The organism is Citrobacter sp. C13 (assembly GCF_014596815.2).
GTDB lineage: Bacteria > Pseudomonadota > Gammaproteobacteria > Enterobacterales > Enterobacteriaceae > Citrobacter > Citrobacter portucalensis.
Genome location: NZ_CP115024.1, coordinates 2,345,969 through 2,368,201 on the forward strand (window position 1 = coordinate 2,345,969; position 22,233 = coordinate 2,368,201).

Annotated in this window: 19 protein-coding genes; 15 read left to right on the forward strand and 4 right to left on the reverse strand. The window is 51.6% G+C overall.

Features of this window, described 5'->3' with window-relative positions; all coding sequences use genetic code 11:
• Positions 1–184 precede the first annotated feature (184 nt).
• From IB222_RS11230 to IB222_RS11245, 4 genes are all read left to right on the forward strand, one after another.
• Positions 185–2,824, forward strand: coding sequence for a YdbH family protein (locus tag IB222_RS11230; protein WP_149384206.1), 2,640 nt, complete (start codon positions 185–187; stop codon positions 2,822–2,824).
• Positions 2,821–3,012 (forward strand): YnbE family lipoprotein, encoded by a 192-nt coding sequence (locus IB222_RS11235; RefSeq protein ID WP_003020350.1) that lies wholly within the window; start codon positions 2,821–2,823, stop codon positions 3,010–3,012. Before IB222_RS11230 ends, IB222_RS11235 begins: the two co-directional genes overlap by 4 nt.
• 7 nt (positions 3,013–3,019) lie before the next feature.
• On the forward strand, positions 3,020–3,346 hold the full coding sequence (locus IB222_RS11240) for a YdbL family protein (protein WP_126319807.1): 327 nt from the start codon (positions 3,020–3,022) through the stop codon (positions 3,344–3,346).
• Between the two features lie 124 nt (positions 3,347–3,470).
• On the forward strand, positions 3,471–3,662 hold the full coding sequence (locus IB222_RS11245) for a hypothetical protein (RefSeq protein WP_008784880.1): 192 nt from the start codon (positions 3,471–3,473) through the stop codon (positions 3,660–3,662).
• 43 nt (positions 3,663–3,705) lie between these two features.
• On the opposite strand, the gene azoR is transcribed toward IB222_RS11245, so the two are convergent.
• Entirely contained in the window at positions 3,706–4,311 is a 606-nt protein-coding gene (gene azoR / locus IB222_RS11250) for an FMN-dependent NADH-azoreductase (protein ID WP_003020341.1), read from the reverse strand.
• Positions 4,312–4,512: 201 nt separating this feature from the next.
• On the opposite strand from azoR, the gene hrpA reads away from it, so the two are divergent.
• From hrpA to aldA, 3 genes are all read left to right on the forward strand, one after another.
• Positions 4,513–8,415 carry an ATP-dependent RNA helicase HrpA gene (gene hrpA / locus IB222_RS11255; RefSeq protein ID WP_149384207.1) on the forward strand — a complete coding sequence of 1,301 codons (3,903 nt, stop codon included), beginning with the start codon at positions 4,513–4,515 and terminating at the stop codon, positions 8,413–8,415.
• Positions 8,416–8,500: 85 nt separating this feature from the next.
• Positions 8,501–9,292 carry a YdcF family protein gene (locus tag IB222_RS11260; RefSeq protein ID WP_149384208.1) on the forward strand — a complete coding sequence of 264 codons (792 nt, stop codon included), beginning with the start codon at positions 8,501–8,503 and terminating at the stop codon, positions 9,290–9,292.
• A gap of 199 nt (positions 9,293–9,491) precedes the next feature.
• A complete protein-coding gene (gene aldA / locus IB222_RS11265; protein ID WP_063940795.1) occupies positions 9,492–10,931 on the forward strand; it encodes an aldehyde dehydrogenase in 1,440 nt (479 codons plus the stop codon).
• 41 nt (positions 10,932–10,972) lie between these two features.
• On the opposite strand, the gene IB222_RS11270 is transcribed toward aldA, so the two are convergent.
• Together IB222_RS11270 and gap are read right to left on the reverse strand one after the other, a co-directional pair.
• On the reverse strand, positions 10,973–11,899 hold the full coding sequence (locus IB222_RS11270; RefSeq protein WP_149384209.1) for an alpha/beta hydrolase: 927 nt from the start codon (positions 11,897–11,899) through the stop codon (positions 10,973–10,975).
• Between the two features lie 126 nt (positions 11,900–12,025).
• The gene (gene gap / locus IB222_RS11275; RefSeq protein WP_008784871.1) at positions 12,026–13,027 is read right to left on the reverse strand and encodes a type I glyceraldehyde-3-phosphate dehydrogenase; all 1,002 of its coding nucleotides are present in this window, start codon (positions 13,025–13,027) and stop codon (positions 12,026–12,028) included.
• 189 nt (positions 13,028–13,216) lie between these two features.
• On the opposite strand from gap, the gene cybB reads away from it, so the two are divergent.
• Complete coding sequence (gene cybB / locus IB222_RS11280) at positions 13,217–13,747, forward strand: cytochrome b561 (RefSeq protein WP_008784870.1); 531 nt, start codon at positions 13,217–13,219, stop codon at positions 13,745–13,747.
• A gap of 37 nt (positions 13,748–13,784) precedes the next feature.
• Here the strand turns inward: cybB and IB222_RS11285 are convergent, their stop codons facing one another.
• Entirely contained in the window at positions 13,785–14,711 is a 927-nt protein-coding gene (locus IB222_RS11285; RefSeq protein WP_048214133.1) for a DMT family transporter, read from the reverse strand.
• A 260-nt stretch (positions 14,712–14,971) separates the two neighbouring features.
• Here IB222_RS11285 and IB222_RS11290 point away from each other — a divergent pair, with 260 nt between their 5' ends.
• The 7 genes from IB222_RS11290 to IB222_RS11320 all read left to right on the forward strand — a co-directional run bounded on the left by IB222_RS11290 (position 14,972) and on the right by IB222_RS11320 (position 22,213).
• The gene (locus tag IB222_RS11290) at positions 14,972–15,391 is read left to right on the forward strand and encodes a translesion error-prone DNA polymerase V autoproteolytic subunit (protein ID WP_148361930.1); all 420 of its coding nucleotides are present in this window, start codon (positions 14,972–14,974) and stop codon (positions 15,389–15,391) included.
• A 2-nt stretch (positions 15,392–15,393) separates the two neighbouring features.
• Positions 15,394–16,662: a Y-family DNA polymerase gene (locus IB222_RS11295; RefSeq protein ID WP_149384210.1), complete on the forward strand. Its 1,269-nt coding sequence runs from the start codon at positions 15,394–15,396 to the stop codon at positions 16,660–16,662.
• A gap of 150 nt (positions 16,663–16,812) precedes the next feature.
• Positions 16,813–17,859 carry a porin OmpA gene (gene ompA / locus IB222_RS11300; RefSeq protein WP_149384211.1) on the forward strand — a complete coding sequence of 349 codons (1,047 nt, stop codon included), beginning with the start codon at positions 16,813–16,815 and terminating at the stop codon, positions 17,857–17,859.
• A 186-nt stretch (positions 17,860–18,045) separates the two neighbouring features.
• Positions 18,046–18,834, forward strand: a complete 789-nt coding sequence (locus IB222_RS11305; protein ID WP_149384212.1) for a hypothetical protein — start codon at positions 18,046–18,048, stop codon at positions 18,832–18,834.
• Between the two features lie 94 nt (positions 18,835–18,928).
• Positions 18,929–19,204 carry a metal/formaldehyde-sensitive transcriptional repressor gene (locus tag IB222_RS11310; protein ID WP_003833178.1) on the forward strand — a complete coding sequence of 92 codons (276 nt, stop codon included), beginning with the start codon at positions 18,929–18,931 and terminating at the stop codon, positions 19,202–19,204.
• A 32-nt stretch (positions 19,205–19,236) separates the two neighbouring features.
• Positions 19,237–20,355: an S-(hydroxymethyl)glutathione dehydrogenase/class III alcohol dehydrogenase gene (locus IB222_RS11315; RefSeq protein WP_149384213.1), complete on the forward strand. Its 1,119-nt coding sequence runs from the start codon at positions 19,237–19,239 to the stop codon at positions 20,353–20,355.
• A gap of 169 nt (positions 20,356–20,524) precedes the next feature.
• Positions 20,525–22,213, forward strand: coding sequence for a methyl-accepting chemotaxis protein (locus IB222_RS11320; RefSeq protein ID WP_149384214.1), 1,689 nt, complete (start codon positions 20,525–20,527; stop codon positions 22,211–22,213).
• Positions 22,214–22,233 lie beyond the last annotated feature (20 nt).

Sequence of the window (22,233 nt, forward strand, 5' to 3'; positions counted from 1 at the left end):
CCTAAACATAGCGATGGACAACTGAGGCCTCATTGAGTCTGAATCTTAATATCCCCGACGGCACGTGTAACAGCGTGCCTGTAAATCGGTTATCTATCCTTAATGTGGGCATATCCAGTTAAACATGCCACAATACAGGCCTAAACCGGCTTAAATTTTCGCTAAATCAGGATATTAACTACCCATGAAGGGTAAATATAAAGCCGTTCTGGCACTCCTCTTATTATTGATTCTCGTGCCGCTGACGCTAGTGATGACGCTTGGCCTGTGGGTGCCTACGTTGGTGGGTATCTGGTTACCCGTTGGAACACGCATCGCGCTGGATGAGAGCCCGCGGCTGACACGGCATGGGTTGCATATACCTGAACTCCGCTATCTGGTTGAAGATTGCCCGCTAGCACGCATCACTCAGGCGGATCTGTCTCACCCCAGCCGCTGGGCGCTGAATGTCGGTACCATTGAGTTGGATTCAGCTTGCCTGGCCAAATTGCCGCAGGCAGAGCCATCGCCGGTAGCGCCTAAAACGCTGGCTGAATGGCAGTCAATGCTGCCCAATACCTGGATTAACATCGACAAACTTATCCTTTCTCCATGGCAGGAATGGCAGGGAAAACTGTCACTCTCGCTCACTCCCTCTACTCAACAGCTGCGTTACCAGGGTGAAAAAGTTAAATTTCAGGGGCGTTTGCACGGGCAAAACCTCACGGTAACGGAGCTGGATGTTGCGGCATTTGAAGGCCAGCCGCCAGTAAAACTGGTCGGTGAATTTACGATGCCACTGGTGCCCGATGGACTACCGGTAAGCGGTCATGCGGTTGCGACGTTAAGTTTGCCGCAAGAGCCTACGCTTGTGGACGCCGAACTGGAGTGGCAACAAAACAGCGGACAACTGATCGTGATGGCGCGGGATAATGCCGATCCGCTGCTTGACCTTCCGTGGGAAATAACACGCCAGCAACTGACCATCAGCGACGGACGCTGGAACTGGCCTTATCAGGGATTCCCGTTAAGTGGCCGGCTGGGCATGAAGGTTGAAAACTGGCAGGCCGGACTGGAAAACGCGGTGGTGAGCGGGCGTCTGAACATTCTGACGCATGGCGATGCCGGTAAAGGAAACGCCGTATTAACGCTGGGGCCAGGTAAGCTTGGTATGGATAGTAGCGATATGCCGCTACAGTTGACCGGTGAAGCGAAACAGGGCGATCTGATCTTCTACGCGAAATTACCCGCCAGACTCACCGGAAGTCTGTACGATCCGCAATTGGCTTTCGAGCCAGGGGCGCTGCTGCGCTCACGTGGGAGGGTGATTGATTCGCTGGATATTGACGAGATTCGCTGGCCGTTGGCAGGTGTAAAAGTCACACAACGCGGCGTGGATGGCCGTCTGCAGGCTATTTTACGTGCGCATGAAAACCAGATGGGGGGCTTTGAACTGCATCTGGATGGCCTGGCAAATGATTTTCTTCCTGATGCCGGGCGTTGGCAATGGCGATATTGGGGTGAAGGCAGCTTTACGCCGATGCATGCGCGCTGGGACGTGGCGGGTAAAGGGGAATGGCATGACAACACCCTGAAGCTATTTGATCTTTCCACCGGATTTGATCATCTGCAATACGGCACGATGAAGGTGGAAAACCCACGTCTGGTGATGGACGAACCGATAGTCTGGGTGCGTGATGCAACCAAACCAACATTTAGCGGCGCACTGTCGCTGGACGCAGGGAGCACCACCTTCACCGGGGGAAGCGTGTTACCACCATCGACGCTGAAGTTCAGCGTGGAAGGTAGCGATCCGACAATTTTCCAGTTCAAAGGCCAGCTTCACGCGGGGGCGATTGGGCCCGTACAGCTGAATGGTCGTTGGGACGGTATCCGCCTGCGCGGACAGGCCTGGTGGCCAAAACAATCGCTCACCGTATTCCAGCCTCTGGTCCCACCTGACTGGAAAATGAAGCTACGAGAAGGTGAGCTGTATGCGCAGGTCGCGTTTTCGGCAGCCCCGGAGCAGGGCTTTGAAGCGGGCGGTCATGGAGTGTTAAAAGGCGGTAGCGCCTGGATGCCCGACAACCAAATCAACGGTGTCGATTTTGTATTGCCTTTCCGGTTTAGTGAAGGTGCATGGCAGCTGGGTACGCGTGGACCTATTTCACTGCGTATTGCGGAAGTGGTCAATCAGGTGACGGTGAAGAATATCGCCGCCGATCTGCAGGGGGCGTACCCCTGGAGTGAAAACAACCCGTTACTGTTGAGCGATGTCAGCGCCGACCTGCTGGGGGGCAAAATCATCATGCAGCAACTGCGAATGCCGCAGCACGACCCGGCCTTATTGCGAGTGCAGAATATCTCTTCCAGCGAGCTTATCAGCGCGGTTAACCCCAAACAGTTCGCCATGTCTGGCCCGGTCAGTGGCGCGTTGCCATTATGGCTGGATAACGAAAAATGGATCATTAAAGACGGCTGGTTGACTAATCCAGGGCCGATGACGTTGCGTATTGATAAGGACACTGCGGATGCGGTTGTCAAAGATAACATGGCTGCGGGGGCGGCCATTAACTGGCTGCGTTATATGGAAATAAGCCATTCGTGGACGAAAATAAATCTGGATAACCTCGGTGTCTTAACCATGCAGTCAACCGTGACTGGCAATAGTCGGGTGGATGGCAAAGTAGGTACGGTTAATTTGAATTATACCCACGAAGAAAACGTCTTTACGCTATGGCGCAGTTTGCGTTTTGGCGACAATTTACAGGCATGGCTTGAACAAAATGCAGCGCTGCCGGAAACCCATTGCCCGGAAGGCAAGGAATGTGAGGAACAACAATGAAAACGATAGCTGCCATGCTGGGTCTGCTGGCTTCATCTCTGCTGGTAGGGTGCACTCCCAGAATCGAAGTGGCTGCGCCAAAAGAGCCCATCACCATTAATATGAACGTCAAAATCGAGCATGAGATCCATATCAAAGTTGATAAAGACGTCGAAAGCTTATTGAAATCGCGCAGCGATTTGTTCTGAGGTCATGATGAGAAAACAGTTTGCAGTGGCGCTGGTCGTCCTGAGTTTACTCAGTAGCAATGCGTGGGCATTGACCCTGAATGAAGCCAGAACGCAGGGTCGAGTAGGGGAAACGCTCAATGGCTATCTGGTTGCATTGCAAACCGATGCCGAAACGCAGGCGCTGGTGAGTGAGATTAATAAAGCGCGCCACGCCAGCTATCAGCAACTGGCTGAGAGCAATAATATTCCTCCAGATGAAGTGGCAAAAATGGCCGGGCAAAAGCTGGTTGCTCGCGCTAAACCGGGTGAATACGTCCAGGGTATAAATGGTAAGTGGCTGAGAAAAGAGTAAACCTTCTCTTCACACAGCCAGAGGGACACGACGCTGAATTATTCATCGACATCGCAATAGTTGCCACACGGCATAAAATGGATGCTGGTATAGTCCAACACCGGTCGCGTCGTGGGGTGAAATCATGTGGCTTCTCAAGTGGTACGTCTGGAATCGTTGGGTATTCAAGCTGTTAAGCCGGGATGTCGCGGAGCCTGAACAATTTTTGCTTCATTGCTGGGAAGAGAATCTGGCGAAATGCAGGGATTATGCAACCATCTGGCGTGATATTAATCGCATTCACGGCAAACAGATACAGATGCAGGGAAAGAAGTAAGTGTCGGAGAAACCCTCCCACCGGATGGTGAGAGGGGGAATTATCAGGCAGCTACCACGCTGTCGATAGCGGCTTTCGCGTCGGACTGTGCTTTAGACGCCACTTCCGGGCCGTAAGCAATACCTTCAGCAAAGACGACATTCACGTCGGTGATGCCGATAAAGCCCAGGAATACGTTCAGGTACGGCGTGATCAGGTCGGTTGGTGTGTCTTTATGAATACCACCACGGCTGGTCAGCACCACCGCGCGTTTACCTGTCACCAGACCTTCCGGGCCTTTCTCGGTATAACGGAAAGTCACACCGGCGCGGGCAATCAGGTCAAAGTAGTTTTTCAGCTGCGTTGGGATGTTGAAGTTGTACATCGGCGCGGCGATAACAATCACATCATGCGCTTTCAGCTCAGCAATCAGCTCATCGGACAGCGCCAGCGCTTCTTGCTGACGCGGTGTCAGCGGTGTATCGCTCGGGCGCATCGCACCCACCAGTTCGCCATCCAGTACCGGTACAGGATTTGCAGCCAGGTCACGGACAGTGATTTCATCAGCAGAGTGCTTTTCACGCCACTGTTCAACAAAATAATCAGACAACTGACCAGACTGAGAGTACCCTGCCAGAATACTGGATTTAAGAACTAATACCTTGCTCATGGGTGTTTCCTTTTATGTGTTTGAAGGGGGAGTGCCCCGTTGCTTGTTGACACTTTATTCACAATCCTGTCGCAGTGATAGCGCAATATATCGAATCCTATGTTCGAAATTATTGAACAACACATGAAAAGCGCCGATGTGGTACTCTATACCCATCATCTAAAAGAGATTTAACCCGGCAGAGCACTGCCTTTTAACGCTATGACAGAACAACAAAAATTAACCTTCAACATGTTGCAGCAACAGCTGGACTCACTGATGCTGCGTGACAGACAGCGTTTTGCCCGCCGTCTGCATGGTGTGAAGAAGGTTAAAAATCCTGATGCACAACAGGCCATTTACCAGGAGATGGCGAAAGAGATTGAACAGGCAGCCGGTAAAGTTGTGCTGCGTGAAGCGGCGCGTCCGGAAATCAGCTATCCGGAAAACCTGCCCGTAAGCCAGAAAAAACAGGATATTCTGGAGGCAATTCGCGATCATCAGGTGGTGATTGTCGCCGGTGAGACCGGATCGGGGAAAACCACCCAGTTACCCAAAATCTGTATGGAACTGGGGCGCGGGGTAAAAGGGCTGATAGGCCATACCCAGCCGCGTCGTCTGGCGGCGCGCACCGTGGCGAACCGTATTGCGGAAGAGCTGCAGACCGAGCCTGGCGGCTGTATTGGTTATAAAGTTCGTTTCAGCGATCATGTCAGTGATAACACTATGGTCAAGCTGATGACGGACGGTATCCTGCTGGCGGAAATCCAACAGGATCGGCTGCTAATGCAGTACGACACCATCATCATCGATGAAGCGCATGAACGCAGTCTGAATATCGATTTTCTGCTCGGCTATCTGAAAGAACTTCTACCGCGTCGCCCGGATCTAAAAATTATCATCACGTCGGCGACCATCGATCCTGAACGTTTTTCAAAGCATTTCAATAACGCGCCGATTATCGAAGTCTCCGGCCGAACGTATCCAGTGGAAGTGCGCTATCGCCCGATTGTTGAAGATGCAGATGACACTGAGCGTGACCAACTGCAGGCAATTTTTGATGCCGTAGATGAACTGGGACGTGAAGGGCCTGGCGATATTCTGATCTTCATGAGCGGCGAACGTGAAATCCGTGATACCGCCGATGCCCTGAATAAGCTGGATTTACGCCACACCGAAGTGCTGCCGCTGTATGCGCGTCTTTCAAACAGCGAACAGAACCGCGTGTTCCAGTCGCACAGCGGTCGCCGTATCGTGCTGGCGACCAACGTGGCGGAAACGTCGCTGACCGTTCCGGGAATCAAATACGTAATTGATCCGGGCACCGCGCGTATCAGTCGCTACAGTTACCGCACTAAAGTTCAGCGCTTGCCGATTGAACCAGTGTCGCAGGCCTCTGCCAACCAGCGTAAAGGCCGTTGCGGTCGTGTTTCGGAAGGGATCTGTATTCGTCTGTATTCCGAAGACGATTTCCTGTCGCGTCCGGAGTTTACCGACCCGGAGATCCTGCGTACCAACCTGGCATCCGTTATTTTGCAGATGACCGCGTTGGGGCTTGGCGATATCGCGGCGTTCCCGTTTGTTGAAGCGCCGGATAAGCGCAATATTCAGGACGGTGTACGTCTGCTCGAAGAGCTGGGGGCGATAACCACCGACGAACAGGCAACCGCTTACAAGTTAACGCCGTTGGGCCGTCAGCTGTCGCAACTGCCGGTGGACCCGCGCCTGGCACGCATGGTGCTGGAAGCGCAAAAACATGGCTGTGTGCGTGAGGCGATGATCATTACCTCGGCGCTGTCCATTCAGGATCCGCGCGAGCGTCCGATGGACAAGCAGCAGGCTTCCGACGAGAAACATCGCCGCTTCCACGACAAAGAGTCTGATTTTCTTGCATTTGTGAATCTGTGGAACTATCTCGGCGAGCAGCAAAAAGCACTGTCGTCAAACCAGTTCCGTCGCCAGTGCAAAGTCGATTTCCTGAACTACCTGCGCGTGCGCGAGTGGCAGGATATCTACACGCAACTTCGCCAGGTGGTGAAAGAGTTGGGTATTCCGGTTAACAGCGAACCTGCTGAATATCGGGAGATCCACGTCGCGTTGCTGACCGGTTTACTGTCGCATATCGGGATGAAAGATACCGATAAACAGGAGTTTACCGGGGCGCGTAACGCTCGCTTCTCGATCTTTCCGGGGTCGGGTTTATTCAAAAAACCGCCGAAGTGGACGATGGTGGCAGAGCTGGTAGAAACCAGCCGCCTGTGGGGACGTATTGCCGCGCGTATCGATCCTGAATGGGTGGAACCGGTAGCCCAGCATCTGATCAAACGTTCATACAGTGAACCTCACTGGGAGCGCGCGCAGGGTGCTGTGATGGCGACAGAAAAAGTCACCGTCTACGGCTTACCGATTGTTGCGGCCCGTAAGGTGAATTACAGCCAGATTGATCCGGCGCTGTGCCGTGAGCTGTTTATCCGCCACGCGCTGGTGGAGGGCGACTGGCAGACTCGTCACGCCTTCTTCCGCGACAACCTGAAACTGCGCAATGAAATCGAAGAGCTGGAGCATAAATCGCGCCGCCGCGACATTCTCGTCGATGACGAAACGATGTTTGAGTTCTACGACCAGCGCATCAGCCATGACGTAGTTTCTGCTCGTCACTTTGATAGCTGGTGGAAAAAGGTCAGCCGTGAAACACCGGATCTGCTCAACTTTGAAAAGAGCATGCTCATCAAAGAGGGCGCAGAGAAAATCAGTAAGCTGGATTATCCGAACTTCTGGTATCAGGGTAACCTTAAGCTGCGCCTGAGCTACCAGTTCGAACCCGGAGCCGATGCGGACGGTGTGACCGTACATATTCCACTCCCGCTGCTCAATCAGATCGACGAGAGCGGTTTTGAATGGCAAATCCCGGGACTGCGCCGCGAACTGGTGATAGCCCTGATTAAGTCGTTACCAAAACCGGTACGCCGTAACTTTGTGCCCGCGCCGAACTATGCGGAAGCGTTTTTAGGCCGCGTCACACCGCTGGAACTGCCGCTGCTGGACTCGCTGGAGCGTGAACTGCGCCGCATGACCGGCGTTACCGTTGACCGTGAAGACTGGCACTGGGAACAGGTGCCCGATCACCTAAAAATCACCTTCCGGGTGGTGGATGATAAGAACAAGAAGCTGCAGGAAGGGCGTTCGCTACAGGATTTGAAAGATGCGCTGAAGGGCAAAGTTCAGGAAACATTGTCTGCGGTGGCCGATGACGGTATCGAACAGAGTGGATTGCACATCTGGAGCTTCGGCCAGCTTCCGGAAAGTTACGAACAAAAACGCGGTAACTATAAGGTGAAAGCGTGGCCGGCGCTGGTCGATGAGCGTGACAGCGTTGCCATCAAACTGTTTGATAATCCGCTGGAACAACAGCAGGCGATGTGGTGCGGTTTACGCCGCTTATTGCTACTGAATATTCCTTCACCAATCAAATACTTGCATGAGAAGCTGCCCAATAAAGCCAAGCTGGGGCTGTACTTTAACCCGTACGGTAAAGTTCTGGATTTGATTGACGACTGTATCTCCTGCGGTGTGGATCAGTTAATTGACGCCAACGGTGGTCCGGTGTGGACCGAAGAAGGCTTCGCGGCGTTGCATGAGAAAGTGCGGGCTGAACTGAACGATACGGTGGTGGAGATTGCGAAGCAGGTCGAACAGATCCTGACCGCAGTGTTTAATATCAACAAACGTCTGAAAGGGCGCGTGGATATGACCATGGCGCTGGGTCTTGCGGATATCAAATCGCAAATGGGCGGACTGGTGTATCGCGGGTTTGTTACCGGCAACGGTTTCAAACGCCTGGGCGATACGTTGCGTTATTTGCAGGCTATTGAAAAACGTCTGGAAAAACTGGCTATCGATCCGCACCGTGACCGTGCACAGATGCTGAAAGTGGACAGTGTGCAGCAGGCCTGGCAGCAATGGTTCAATAAACTGTCTCCCGCGCGCCGTCAAGATGCCGATGTCAAAGAGATCCGCTGGATGATAGAAGAGCTGCGCGTCAGCTATTTTGCCCAGCAGCTTGGTACACCGTATCCGATCTCCGATAAACGTATTCTGCAGGCGATGGAGCAGATTTCGGGATAAATCGGTGCAGGGCCGTAGGCCGGATGAAGCGTAGTCGCCATCCGGCATCTGTACCCGGTAAAGATAAACACCAGGAGTCATCAATATGAGTCAGTTTCCGACACTTTCCGCAACCACTCTTGCGGCTATCAATACCGTAGGGCGATGGCTGGCGCAGAATGATTTTACGGGGAATATCTCCGTTCAGTCAGATTGCGTGATTCTGGCAGGGAACGCGGTTATTCCGACCATCGACGCTGCTTGTCGGATCGCGAAAGAGCAACAGGTTCCCTTGCTGATTAGCGGTGGTATCGGTCATTCCACGCGCTTTCTGTATGATGCGATTGCCCAGCATCCGCGTTATAACATCATTCGTACTACCGGGCGCGCGGAAGCGGCAATCCTTGCCGATATTGCTCACCAGTTCTGGCAAATTCCAGGTGAGAAAATTTGGGTGGAAGATCAGTCGACAAACTGCGGTGAAAATGCCCGATTTAGCTGTGCGTTACTGAATCAGGCGGCAGAAAGCATTCATACCGTCATTGTGGTGCAGGATCCCACTATGCAACGCCGCACAATGGCCACGTTTCAGCGCGTAACCCGCGATGAGCAACATGCGCCGCGCTGGTTGAGTTTCCCTGGTTTCATTCCTGAACTGGCCCAACAGCACAACGGCGTGGATTTTGTGCCCGCGGCAGAAGGTCTGTGGTCGGTAGACCGCTATCTTTCTCTCATTACCGGTGAACTTCCGCGCCTGCGGGATGATGCTGCCGGGTATGGGCCCTGTGGACACGATTTTATCGTACATGTTGATATTCCCCAGGACGTTGAGCAAGCCTGGCAGCAGCTAAAAAATGATACCGCGCTGACCGACTTACTGGAGAGCCGTTCTCTGTAATTTTTGCTGCCCGTTTGTCGGCGTTTTATGGCAAACGGGCAGAAAGCCCACCCGTTTTTTCTCTTCATCATCACTTTTCCAGATGCTTTTATGAAGCAGTTCACAGAACCGCCACTCCAGCGATAATGCGTCATGCATGATTGATATTAATTAACAATAGTTTTACTTGTTAAAAACAAATCAATCACAGGAGAGCCGCATGTCAGTACCCGTACAACATCCTATGTATATCGATGGGCAGTTTGTGACCTGGCACGATGACGCCTGGATTGATGTCGTCAATCCGGCCACGGAAGAGATTATCTCGCGTATTCCCGATGGGCGTGCCGAAGATGCGCGTAAAGCGATCGATGCTGCGGATCGCGCTCAGCCGCAATGGGAAGCGTTGCCTGCCATTGAACGGGCAAACTGGTTACGCAAAATTTCTGCAGGTATCCGCCAGCGAGCCGATGAAATCAGTGCGTTGATTGTGGCGGAAGGTGGAAAAATTCAACAACTGGCTGACGTTGAAGTCGCGTTTACCGCCGACTATATCGATTACATGGCGGAGTGGGCGCGTCGCTATGAAGGCGAGATCCTGCAAAGCGATCGCCCGGGTGAGAATATCCTGCTGTTTAAGCGTGCACTGGGCGTGACGACGGGCATTCTACCGTGGAACTTCCCGTTTTTCCTGATTGCCCGCAAACTGGCTCCCGCCTTGCTGACGGGGAATACCATCGTCATTAAGCCGAGTGAATTCACACCGAATAACGCCATCGCCTTTGCCAAAATTGTTGATGACATTGGTTTACCGCGCGGAGTCTTTAACCTGGTGCTGGGACGCGGTGAAACGGTCGGTCAGGAGCTGGCCGGAAACCCGAAGGTCGCCATGGTGAGCATGACCGGTAGCGTCGGCGCAGGTGAGAAAATTATGGCTGCAGCGGCCAAAAACATCACTAAAGTTTGTCTGGAGTTGGGTGGTAAAGCTCCGGCTATCGTGATGGACGATGCTGACCTTGAGCTGGCGGTGAAGGCCATTGTTGACTCGCGGGTAATCAATACCGGACAGGTATGCAACTGTGCCGAGCGTGTGTACGTTCAGAAAGGTATCTATGACCAGTTCGTTAATCGTCTGGGCGAGGCGATGAAAGCAGTGCAGTTTGGCAATCCGGCCGAACGCAATGACATTGCGATGGGGCCGCTGATTAATGCCGCTGCGCTGGAGCGTGTAGAGCAAAAAGTCGAGCGAGCGGTGCAGGAAGGCGCCCGTGTGGTGCTGGGTGGTAAAGCAGTTGCCGGTAAAGGTTATTACTATCCGCCGACGTTACTGTTAGACGTGCGCCAGGATATGGCGATTATGCACGAGGAGACGTTTGGTCCGGTGCTGCCGGTGGTGGCATTTGATACGCTGGAACAGGCGCTGACGATGGCCAATGACAGCGACTACGGACTGACCTCATCGATCTATACGCAGAATCTGAATACGGCAATGAAGGCGATTAAGGGGCTGAAGTTTGGCGAAACCTATATTAATCGCGAAAACTTCGAGGCGATGCAGGGCTTCCACGCTGGCTGGCGCAAGTCCGGGATTGGCGGGGCAGATGGTAAACACGGTCTGAATGAATACCTGCAAACACAGGTAGTGTATTTGCAGTCTTAAGTTTTTCGCCGGGTGAGCCTGTACGCCACCCGGCGCAATTCTCACACTTTGGTGGCGATCCAGTTCATCATCATTTCTGGCCAGATGGCCAGCGGTAACCCTTGCGCATCGCGAATACCAAATCCGTGCTTACCGCGTTCAAACAGATGCATTTCGACCGGAACGCCCTGCTCACGTAGCGCATTAAAGAAAACCAGGCTGTTTTCCACCTTCACCGCCGGATCGTCGATGGCGTGTAGCAGGAACGTCGGCGGCGTTGTGCTATCCACGCGTTCTTCCAGAGAATAGTGGCGCAGATCTTCCTTTTCGGGCGTAGCGCCAACCAGCTCAAGACGAGAGCCCGGGTGACCGATGTCTTCGCGCAGAGTAATCACCGGGTAGACCAACGCCATGAACGCAGGACGCGTTGGTTGCTCGTCTATGCTATCAATCGGTGTATAAACCGGTTCGGCAAACCGGGTTCCCAGACTGGCGGCCACGTGACCACCGGAAGAGAAGCCCAACACACCGATACGATCAGGGTTAATTTTCCATTCATGGGCGTTGGCACGAATGTAGCGCATGGCGCGCTGGGCATCGGCCAGCGGCGCGTTTGCACCTTCCTCATGGCCATCACCCGGCATGCGGTAGGTCATCACAAACAGGGTATAACCGCGGGCGTTAAAGAATGGTGCCAGTACGCTGCCTTCTTTATCCATCACCACGCGACGGTAAGAACCTCCCGGTGTAACAAGGATCCCTACGCCGTTAGGTTTTTCGGGGGCATAAACGGTAATTTCCGGGGCGCGAATACCGGTGACAGCACGATCATACTGAGATGTTCCTGTATGTCGGGGTTCTGGCGTAAAGATCGCATCGCTGTTTTTTGCTCCGGGGGCTTCACTCTGCGGCCAGAATGAGACGGTGGTTGCGTGGGCAACGGCTTGTTCCATCATGTTTTCTAACGTTTCACGACTCAGTGTTTCCATTACTATGCTCCCTCAGTGGCAAAGGTTAGCTATAGCACAGTCAGTGAATCGAAAACGGGGAGAGACTCACAACGTATTGAATTCGCGGGAAATGAAAGAGGGCGGAGGCGGACCTCCGCCAGAATATTAGAGCTTGATAAATTTATCCAGCGTACGAATAAGCTGGGTGACAAAACCGTATTCGTTATCGTACCAGGCGACGGTTTTTACCAGTTGCAGATCGCCCACTTCGGTAATCTCGGTTTGTGTTGCATCAAATACCGAACCGAAATGCGAGCCAATGACATCTGACGAGACGATTTCCTCGTCGGTATAACCAAACGACTCATTATTTTGCGTGGCTTTTTTCAGCGCGTTGTTGACCTCTTCAGCAGTGACTTTTTTCCCCAATATCGATACCAGTTCCGTGACAGATCCTGTTTTCACCGGAACACGCTGGGCATGGCCTTTTAATTTTCCGCTCAACGCCGGAATAACCAGACCAATGGCCTTGGCGGCACCTGTGGTATGGGGAATGATGTTCTCTGCTGCTGCCCGCGAGGCGCGCAGATCTTTCCCGCGTGGACCATCAACCAGCGACTGCGTTCCTGTGTAGGCGTGGATGGTGGTCATAGTGCCAAGCTGAATACCGAAGCTGTCGTGCAGCGCTTTCGCCATCGGTGCCAGGCAGTTGGTGGTGCACGATGCGACCGAGATAATCCGATCGTTCGCATCCATTGTGTCGTCGTTGACGTTAAAGACAATGGTCTTCATGTCGCCAGCCGGGGCGGATATCAGCACTTTTTTGGCCCCTGCATCCAGGTGCGCGTTGGCTTTTTCTGTCGAGGTATAAAAACCGGTGCATTCGATGATTATCTCAGCGCCAGTGGTTTTCCATGGGATATTTTTGGCCTCTTTTTCCGCGTAAACCGCGATTTTTTTACCGTCGACAATCAGCGCGTCTTCGGTAAAGTCGATGCTCCAGGGAAACGGGCCGTAGTTTGAATCGTGCTTTAACAGATAGGCGAGAATTTTAGGTGAGGTGAGGTCATTAATGGCCACAACCTCCACGTTGCTTTTGACTTCCAGTAGTCGACGCAATACCAGACGACCGATACGACCAAAACCGTTAATGCCAATTTTACTCATGGTTTTCTCCTGTCAGGATGAGGCGGTACGACATATTTTCCCTACCAGGCTTAGTCCAGACAGGCATCCTCGGCAATAGCGGTTCTTGCGGTTAAGCGTAAGCGACTGAAAATGGGTGAACAAAAGTTAATGAATTTTTAACAAAAGCCCGTTATGTTGACGCATTATTGTTTTTATTCAGGAAGTGTTATGGGGAATAAGTATTCTGGCCTGCAAATCGGTATTCACTGGCTGGTCTTTTTGTTGGTTATTGTGGCCTACAGTGCCATGGAGTTTCGCGGATTTTTCCCGCGCAGCTATCGCCCCTTGTTCAACATGGTGCACGTCTCCTGCGGTATCACTATTTTAACGCTGATGGTGGCGCGTTTGCTGGTCAGGCTGAAATACCCGGCTCCGCCGATTGTGCCGAAACCGAAGCCAATGATGACCGGCATGGCGCATCTGGGGCATCTGGTTATCTATCTGTTGTTTATTGTCCTGCCGATTATTGGGCTGGTGATGATGTACAACCGGGGTAACCCGTGGATTGCATTCGGCATCGTTATGCCGCATGCAGCAGAGGCCAACTTTGATTTAGTGGATATGCTGAAGTCCTGGCACGTGACGCTGGCAAACCTGGGTTATTTTGTTATTGGTCTGCATGCCGTTGCCGCCCTGATGCATCACTATTTCTGGAAGGATAATACGCTGTTGCGCATGATGCCGCGTAAACGCTCCTGATATAACGCCCCGCAATGTGGGGCATTTTTTTAGCCGATTAATTTTCGCAGGGTGGTGCTTTTCGTACGCTTTGAACCTGGGAGACGCGTTTTTTCAGGCTGACGATAGCTAGCGCAACAACAATCAGCACAATACCGCAGCCTTCAACAACACCAGGCTCTTCACCCAGCAACCACCAGGAAAACAGAACGCCACAGACAGGTACCGCCAGCGTACTTAAGCTGGCAATACTGGCTGGTAAGTTACGCAACACAAACAGCCATAAACTCCATGCCAGCGCCGTCGCCAGCACGGCGCTATAAGCTAATGCCCAGAAAACGACAGGTTGCCAGTCTGGATCTCGCTGTGGAACCAGCCAGGCCACCAGGCTCATCACCAGCGCGGCATACAGCATCTGCCATGCGGTCAGCGCTAACAGATCGATATTCGGATGGCGGGTATACATTCGCTTGGCGACAATCGCGCTGGCCCCCCAACTGATCCCAGAAAGGATCGCCAGTAGCGCGCTCTGCATTGAGGCAAAGTTCAGTTGCCATGGCTGTAAAACCAGCAATAATCCCGCAGCTGCCACGGCAATGGCGAAATACTGTAAACGCCGCATGCGTTCACCGAGGAAAATGGCGGCCATAATCACCACCCAGAATGGCATGGTATAACTCAGTATGGCTACTTTACCTGCGCCGCCGCTGACTAGCGCCCATTGTGATAATCCAACCATGCCGCATGTTTGTAGTAAGGCGATCGCTAACGTATAGCCGAAAGGTGTCGGGCGCATTCCTCGGCCACGCAGTAACAGAACGATGAATAACAATAATGCGCCAAAAGAACAGCGTAGTGCGGTGAAGTCGAACGCGCCGATGTAGTGCGTGACCTGTTTCATCGCGATCCAGCTGTAGCTCCAGATGAGCGTTAAGGTGATGAGGCCGCCAATGGCCAGCGGATGACTTTTCCCTGCGGTGGTCATAATGTGTCCGTTTTAATGATTTTAGTACGCCACTATACGCGCTTTCAGGGCGCCGTAGTCGTTATCATTCCGGCTGAGTACATGTCGCGAAAATTTGTACTTTCTTCTGTGGAATAAAACCGAAAATTATTTTTCCAGATAGCATAAACGCTTACCGGCAAGATGATTAAACAACGCTCAGTTCGCCACGTCTGTCACTTGATCACTGTCCTCATTAAAACTACTGTATATAAATACAGTTGCATGAGAGGCAGATTATTATGTTGTTTTTCCAGCCAGTAGAACATCGCGAAATCAAACAATTCCCGCTATTTAGCGATCTCGTGCCCTGCGGTTTTCCTTCTCCGGCGCAGGATTACGTTGAGAAACGTATCGATCTTAACGACCTGTTGGTGCAGCATCCCAGCGCAACCTATTTTGTTAAATCGTCTGGCGACTCCATGATGGGGGCAGGGATCGGTGCTGGCGACTTGCTGGTAGTCGACAGTGCCAGAAAAGCGGCCCACGGAGATATTGTGATTGCTGCTATTGAAGGCGAATTCACCGTTAAGCGCCTGCAATTGCATCCGGTGGTGATGCTGAAGCCAGAGAACAGCGCCTACGCGCCGATCATGATCGGCAGTGAGGACACGCTGGATATATTTGGCGTTGTGACATTTATCATCAAAGCCGCGGGCTGATTATGTTTGCGCTGGTGGATGTTAATTCGTTTTATGCCAGTTGTGAATCGGCATTCCGACCGGACCTGAAAGGTAAACCCGTTGTTGTTCTTTCAAATAACGATGGCTGTGTCATTGCCAGCAGCGCGGAAGCGAAGGCGCTTGGCGTCAATATGGGCGCGCCATACTTCAAACAGAAAGATCTGTTCAGGCGCTGCGGCGTGTTCTGCTTTAGTTCGAACTACGAGCTGTATGCGGATATGAGCAGCAGGGTGATGTCGATTCTGGAGGAGCTGTCTCCACGCGTGGAAATATACAGTATCGATGAAGCCTTTTGTGATTTAACCGGCGTGCGAAACTGCAGGGATCTTACGGATTTTGGTCGGGAAATCAGAGAAACCATTTTACAGAAAACACATCTTAAGGTTGGGGTCGGTATCGCCCAGACCAAAACCCTGGCCAAGCTGGCGAACCATGCGGCCAAAAAGTGGCAGGAACAGACTGGCGGGGTGGTTGATCTCTCGAATATTGAGCGCCAGCGTAAGCTGATGGCTGCGCTTCCGGTTGATGAAGTCTGGGGTGTCGGGCGCCGTATCAGTAAAAAACTGGATGCTATGGGCATTAAAACGGTCTGCGACCTGGCGGATACCGATATTCGCTTTATCCGCAAACATTTCAATGTGGTGCTTGAGCGCACTGTGCGGGAGTTGCGCGGTGAACCTTGCCTGGCGCTGGAGGAGTTTGCGCCAGTTAAGCAGGAGATCATTTGTTCAAGATCGTTTGGTGAAAAACTTACGGATTACAATGCGATGAGAGAGTCTATTTGTACCTATGCTGCACGTGCTGCGGAAAAGCTACGCAGAGAGCACCAGTTCTGCCGGTTTATCTCTACGTTTATCAAAACCAGCCCATTTTCCCTGAATGAGCCGTATTACGGTAACAGCGCATCGATAAAACTGCTGACACCAACCCAGGATAGTCGGGAAATTATAAGGGCGGCCACACGTAGCCTGGACGCAATATGGCGAGAGGGACAACGTTATCAAAAAGCAGGGGTCATGCTGGGCGATTTTTTTAGCTCAGGCGTTGCACAGTTGAATCTTTTTGATGACAACGTTCCACGGCATAACAGCGATAAGCTGATGGCCGTTCTGGATACACTCAATGCTGAAAAGGGTAAAGGAACACTCTATTTTGCCGGACAAGGTATACAACAACCGTGGGCAATGAAGCGAGATATGCTTTCACCGCGTTATACAACGAGATATAGCGATTTACTGCGGGTGGGATAGCCATTGTTATCGTAAATAAGCGTCCAGAGCGATTCTAAAACTGTCCAGAAATAAATAAAAAAACGATTATCAGCCTTCATTAAAAATCTTATTGTAGCGCCGACTAACAGATAACTAACTGACAAACGGCAAGTCTATAATAGGAAATTTATGAAAAAGACGCTTATTACACTCATTATTGCAAATGCGCTGACCGCGACTACGGCATTTGCCGCCGCGGATGCGGGAACCTGGTATGCTGGTGGGAAATTTGGTTGGTCGCATTACTTTGATACCAGCGCAAGCCAGCAAACGGGGGCTAATGGTAATAAATATGGTGATGTTGGTTTTGATAGCGATAACGTCGGTGGTGGTGTATTTACAGGCTATCAGATTACTCCATGGCTGGCAGTTGAAGGCGGTTATGACTATTTAGGCAATATGCAATTCAACGGTAAAAATGGCGCATCTGGTTCTCAAATGAAAAGTCAGGGCCTGCAATTATCTTTGAAGGCAAGTTATGGTCTGACAGATAATTGGGATCTCTACGGCCGTGCAGGGGCAATGGGATATCGCGCGGAGTCAGATATTAAAGGCAATAACCGCTTTGATACCGGTGTGCGTCCGGTTGTGGCTGTCGGTACGGAATATGCCTTTAACAAGAACTGGGCTGGTCGCGTGGAATACCAATGGGTGAGTAACGTGGGTAATGAAAACCAGATTGGCGTATCGAGTGATGTTAGTTCCGTTACCGCTGGGTTGTCATATCGCTTTGGCCAGCATGACGACGCGGAGGTTACGCCTGCACCGGCAGTTGCCGCAACTCCTGCGCCTGAACCTCAGCGTTTTAACTTAAAATCTGATGTGATGTTTGGTTATGATTCAGCAGCATTAACCCCAGAAGGGAAAGCGGCGATTGCGCAGTTATACCGAAATCCCGGTCTGCAACCGGCCAAAGACAAAGCGACCGTTGTTATTGGCTATAGCGATCGCACCGGAGCCGCAGATTATAACCAGCAACTGTCAGCCCAGCGCGCTCAGGCTGTTGCCGATGAATTAGTCGCGTTAGGCATGCCGGCTGCAAATATTACTGCACAAGGACATGGTTCGAGTGATTCTGTCACAGGATCCAGTTGTGATGGGCAGACCGGACAGCAGCTGATTAATTGCCTTGCTCCAGATCGCCATGTCGTTGTTGAGATCACTGATAGGCACTAAATCGGTGTACAAAAGCCCTCCACATTATCGAATGGGGGAGGGCTTTTTTATTCGCACAGTGAACTATCATTAACTGTGACAAATTAAAGATGTTAGAGCGCAATTATGTTCATAGAATCCTTAGTTTCGAGAGCTAAAGGTAGATTATGGCGTTATTTTCTGCCACGGTTTACTCTGAAAAATCATGTGGATGATCAAGTATATAATTACTATGGTGTTTATTTTTCGGATGTAAAACAAGAAAAATATCAGCTTGTGAGTCTAAGAGGCAAAAATGTTGTGCTTGAAAAATGGCATGCTGAGCAGCACGCCTATATGGAGAAAATAAACCTTCCACTCAATGATATTGAAAAAATGAATGTTGAGATTATTCATTGGAGAAAGCAAGGTCCGTTAAGGTTTGATTCGATTTTTCTTTTTGCAATAAATTATTTTACACGTATTGCTTATGTAAAAAATGCTCTGACGAGAGCAAAAAGCAATCTCTTTTCTTCATTCGCCAGTAACAAGGCGTTGAGTGGACTTGATCGTATAATGTTGCTACAGATGCTGGTGAACGAATATGTACATCAATCGCCAGAGAAAACTCACACTGGAGTAACATGTGATGAGGTTGTTGATCTATTGTACGGGACGCTTTGGTATAAACATATCAAGAATGAAGATTTCAGGAGGAAGGTCTTTCTGCTGCTCCAGTCACTTGTAATTACAGAGGATGTCAGATTTAGTGATGAAAAATATTATATACAAGGCAAGGCTATTTCAACAATTGTTTCATGGGAATCTGAAGATAAACGGGAAAAGCAGCAGATCAGGATCCAGAAAAATATTAGTCGTTTGATGCTTGTGATTACCGCGTCCACATTGATGATCACCCTGGCAATACTGGCTCAGGCAGGCCTTATTAATCTACATAATCTTTGGGAGCATCTGACACAGTTAAAGCCAATCAGAGTGTTGTTCAAACTAATATAATAAAAATCAATGCGTTAACATAATCAGTAGTCATATATTTTACAGCCAAATAACAAATCTGATAGTATACCCCCCTATAGTATTTGGAGGGCGTATGCCGCATTCACCTGAAGACAAGAAACGCATTCTCACCCGTGTACGCCGTATTCGCGGTCAGGTTGATGCGCTTGAGCGCGCACTGGAGTCCGGCGAACCGTGTCTGGCTATCCTGCAGCAAATTGCCGCCGTGCGCGGTGCATCCAATGGCCTGATGGGCGAAATGGTTGAGATCCATCTGAAAGACGAGCTGGTCAGCGGGGAAACTACGCCAGATCAGCGTGCTGTGCGCATGGCTGAAATCGGCCATCTTCTGCGTGCTTATCTAAAATAACACCATCACCTCGCAATAATGGGAAGAGACAAATGAAATCACGTGCAGCAGTTGCATTCGGCCCCGGCCAACCGTTAAAAATTGTCGAAATCGACGTCGCACCGCCAAAGAAAGGTGAAGTGCTGGTTAAAATTACCCATACCGGCGTGTGCCACACCGACGCCTTTACGCTCTCTGGCGACGATCCGGAAGGCGTATTCCCGGCGGTACTTGGCCATGAAGGTGGTGGCATTGTGGTTGAAGTAGGCGAAGGCGTTACCAGTCTGAAACCGGGCGATCATGTGATCCCGCTGTACACCGCAGAGTGCGGCGAGTGTAAGTTCTGTAAATCGGGTAAAACCAACTTGTGCCAGGCCGTACGTGCGACCCAGGGCAAAGGTCTGATGCCGGATGGCACAACGCGCTTCTCGTATAACGGTGAGCCGATTTATCACTATATGGGCACCAGCACCTTCAGCGAATACACCGTTTGCGCGGAGATCTCTCTGGCGAAGGTTAACCCGCTGGCTCCGCTGGACAAAGTGTGTCTGCTGGGTTGTGGCGTGACCACCGGTATTGGAGCAGTCCATAACACCGCAAAAGTGAAAGAAGGCGACACCGTAGCCGTATTCGGTCTGGGCGGTATTGGCCTGGCGGTAATTCAGGGCGCGGTGCAAGCGAAAGCCGGGCGTATTCTGGCCGTTGATACCAATCCGGAAAAATTTAAGCTGGCAGGTGAAATGGGCGCGACCGATTTCATCAACCCGAAGGATTACGACAAACCGATTCAGGATGTGATCGTCGAGCTTACCGACGGCGGCGTGGATTTTAGCTTTGAATGTATCGGCAACGTTAACGTGATGCGCGCAGCGCTGGAATGTTGCCATAAAGGATGGGGCGAAAGCATCATCATTGGCGTGGCGGGAGCAGGGCAAGAGATCAAAACGCGTCCGTTCCAGTTGGTTACCGGGCGTGTCTGGCGCGGTTCCGCGTTTGGCGGCGTGAAAGGGCGCACTCAGCTTCCTGGCATGGTTGAAGAAGCAATGAGCGGGAAAATTCAGTTGGATCCGTTTATCACCCACCGTTTACCGCTAGAGCAGATTAACGAAGCGTTCGATTTAATGCATCAGGGTAAGTCCATCCGTACCGTTATCCACTTTGGCGATAACTGATTCATTGGCCAGCGGATTTAACCGCTGGCACTTTCCTGAATTTTTTAGAATTATGTTGTGAAAGTGTGACGAATCCGGCGCTTTTCACGGTAAGTAAACTTCCCGGATTGCCGATGACTATCTAACGGGCGTGTTTTCACGCATAAACCCTACAAGAGAGTCGACGGTCATGGACAACACTACATCGATGCAAGCCCAGCATAAACTGGGCTTTCTGCATCAAATCCGGCTGGTTCCGCTGTTTTCCTCCATTCTCGGTGGCATCCTTCTGCTGTTCGCCTTAAGTTCCGGGCTGGCAAGCTATTTTCTTATGCAGGCCGATCGCGATCAGCGCGATGTGACCGATGAGATTCAGGTCAGGATGGGGTTATCTAACAGCTCTAACCACTTACGCACCGCGCGTATCAATATGATCCACGCCGGCGCGGCGAGCCGTATTGCCGAAATGGATGACATGAAGGCCAATATTGCCGAGGCAGAAAAACGGATCAAGCAGTCGCAGGACGGTTTTAACGCTTATATGTCACGCGCGGTAAAAACGTCTGCTGATGAAGCGCTAGATGCTGAACTGAGCGCCAGCTTCAAAGCCTATACCGACGGCTTACAGCCCATGCTGAAGTACGCTAAAAACGGCATGTTTGAAGCGATCATCAACCATGAAAATGAACAGGCCCGACCGCTGGACTCTGCTTACAATAAGGTATTGTTAAAAGCGATCGACATTCGTACCGCAAGGGCGAACCAGTTAAGCGAACAGGCGCATCAGCGTACACAACTCGGCATGGCTTTTATGCTGGGTGCATTCGTTCTTGCGCTGGCGCTGACCGTAATGACGTTCATTGTTCTGCGCCGCACGGTCATTCATCCTCTGTTACGCGCGGCCAAGCGTATTGAGCAAATTTCCGAGGGCGATCTGACGATGCAAGATGAACCGACCGGGCGTAGCGAAATTGGTCGCCTGAGCCGTCACCTACAGGCAATGCAACGATCGTTGGGGAAAACGGTGGGCACGGTACGTCAGGGCGCGGAAGAAATCTACCGCGGTACCAGTGAGATTTCGGCGGGTAATACCGATCTGTCTTCACGTACTGAACAACAGGCTGCGGCGATTGAACAAACGGCAGCCAGCATGGAAGAGCTGACCGCCACGGTGAAGCAAAACGCCGACAACGCGCATCACGCAAGCAAGCTGGCGGAAGATGCGTCCGGCAAGGCCAGTCGGGGCGGTCAGATGGTTTCTGGCGTGGTGAAAACCATGGGCAATATCTCAACGAGCTCGAAGAAAATCTCCGAAATCACAGCCGTGATTAATAGCATTGCTTTCCAGACCAATATCCTGGCGCTGAACGCGGCGGTTGAGGCGGCGCGGGCAGGAGAGCAGGGGCGTGGATTTGCAGTGGTGGCCAGTGAGGTCCGTACGCTGGCAAGCCGCAGCGCTCAGGCGGCAAAAGAGATTGAAGGATTGATCAGCGAATCGGTCCGACTGATTGATCAGGGCTCCGGAGAAGTCGTCGCGGCGGGCAATACGATGACGGATATTGTCGATGCGGTAAAACGCGTCACCGACATTATGTTAGAAATTGCGGCGGCTTCTGATGAGCAGAGCCGGGGCATCGTACAGGTGAGCCAGGCGATATCAGAAATGGATAAGGTTACGCAGCAAAATGCCTCGCTGGTTGAAGAAGCATCGGCTGCGGCGGCATCTCTCGAAGAGCAGGCGGCGCGCTTAACGGAAGCCGTAGGTACATTTCGCTTAACGGGAACGAGTGCAATTAAACGCCCTCCCGTAACCACTACGCCTGACCAATCGCGTCCGCAGACGGCAACGGCCAGTGGCGATAACTGGGAAACGTTTTAACAATAAATTAAGGGACCTGA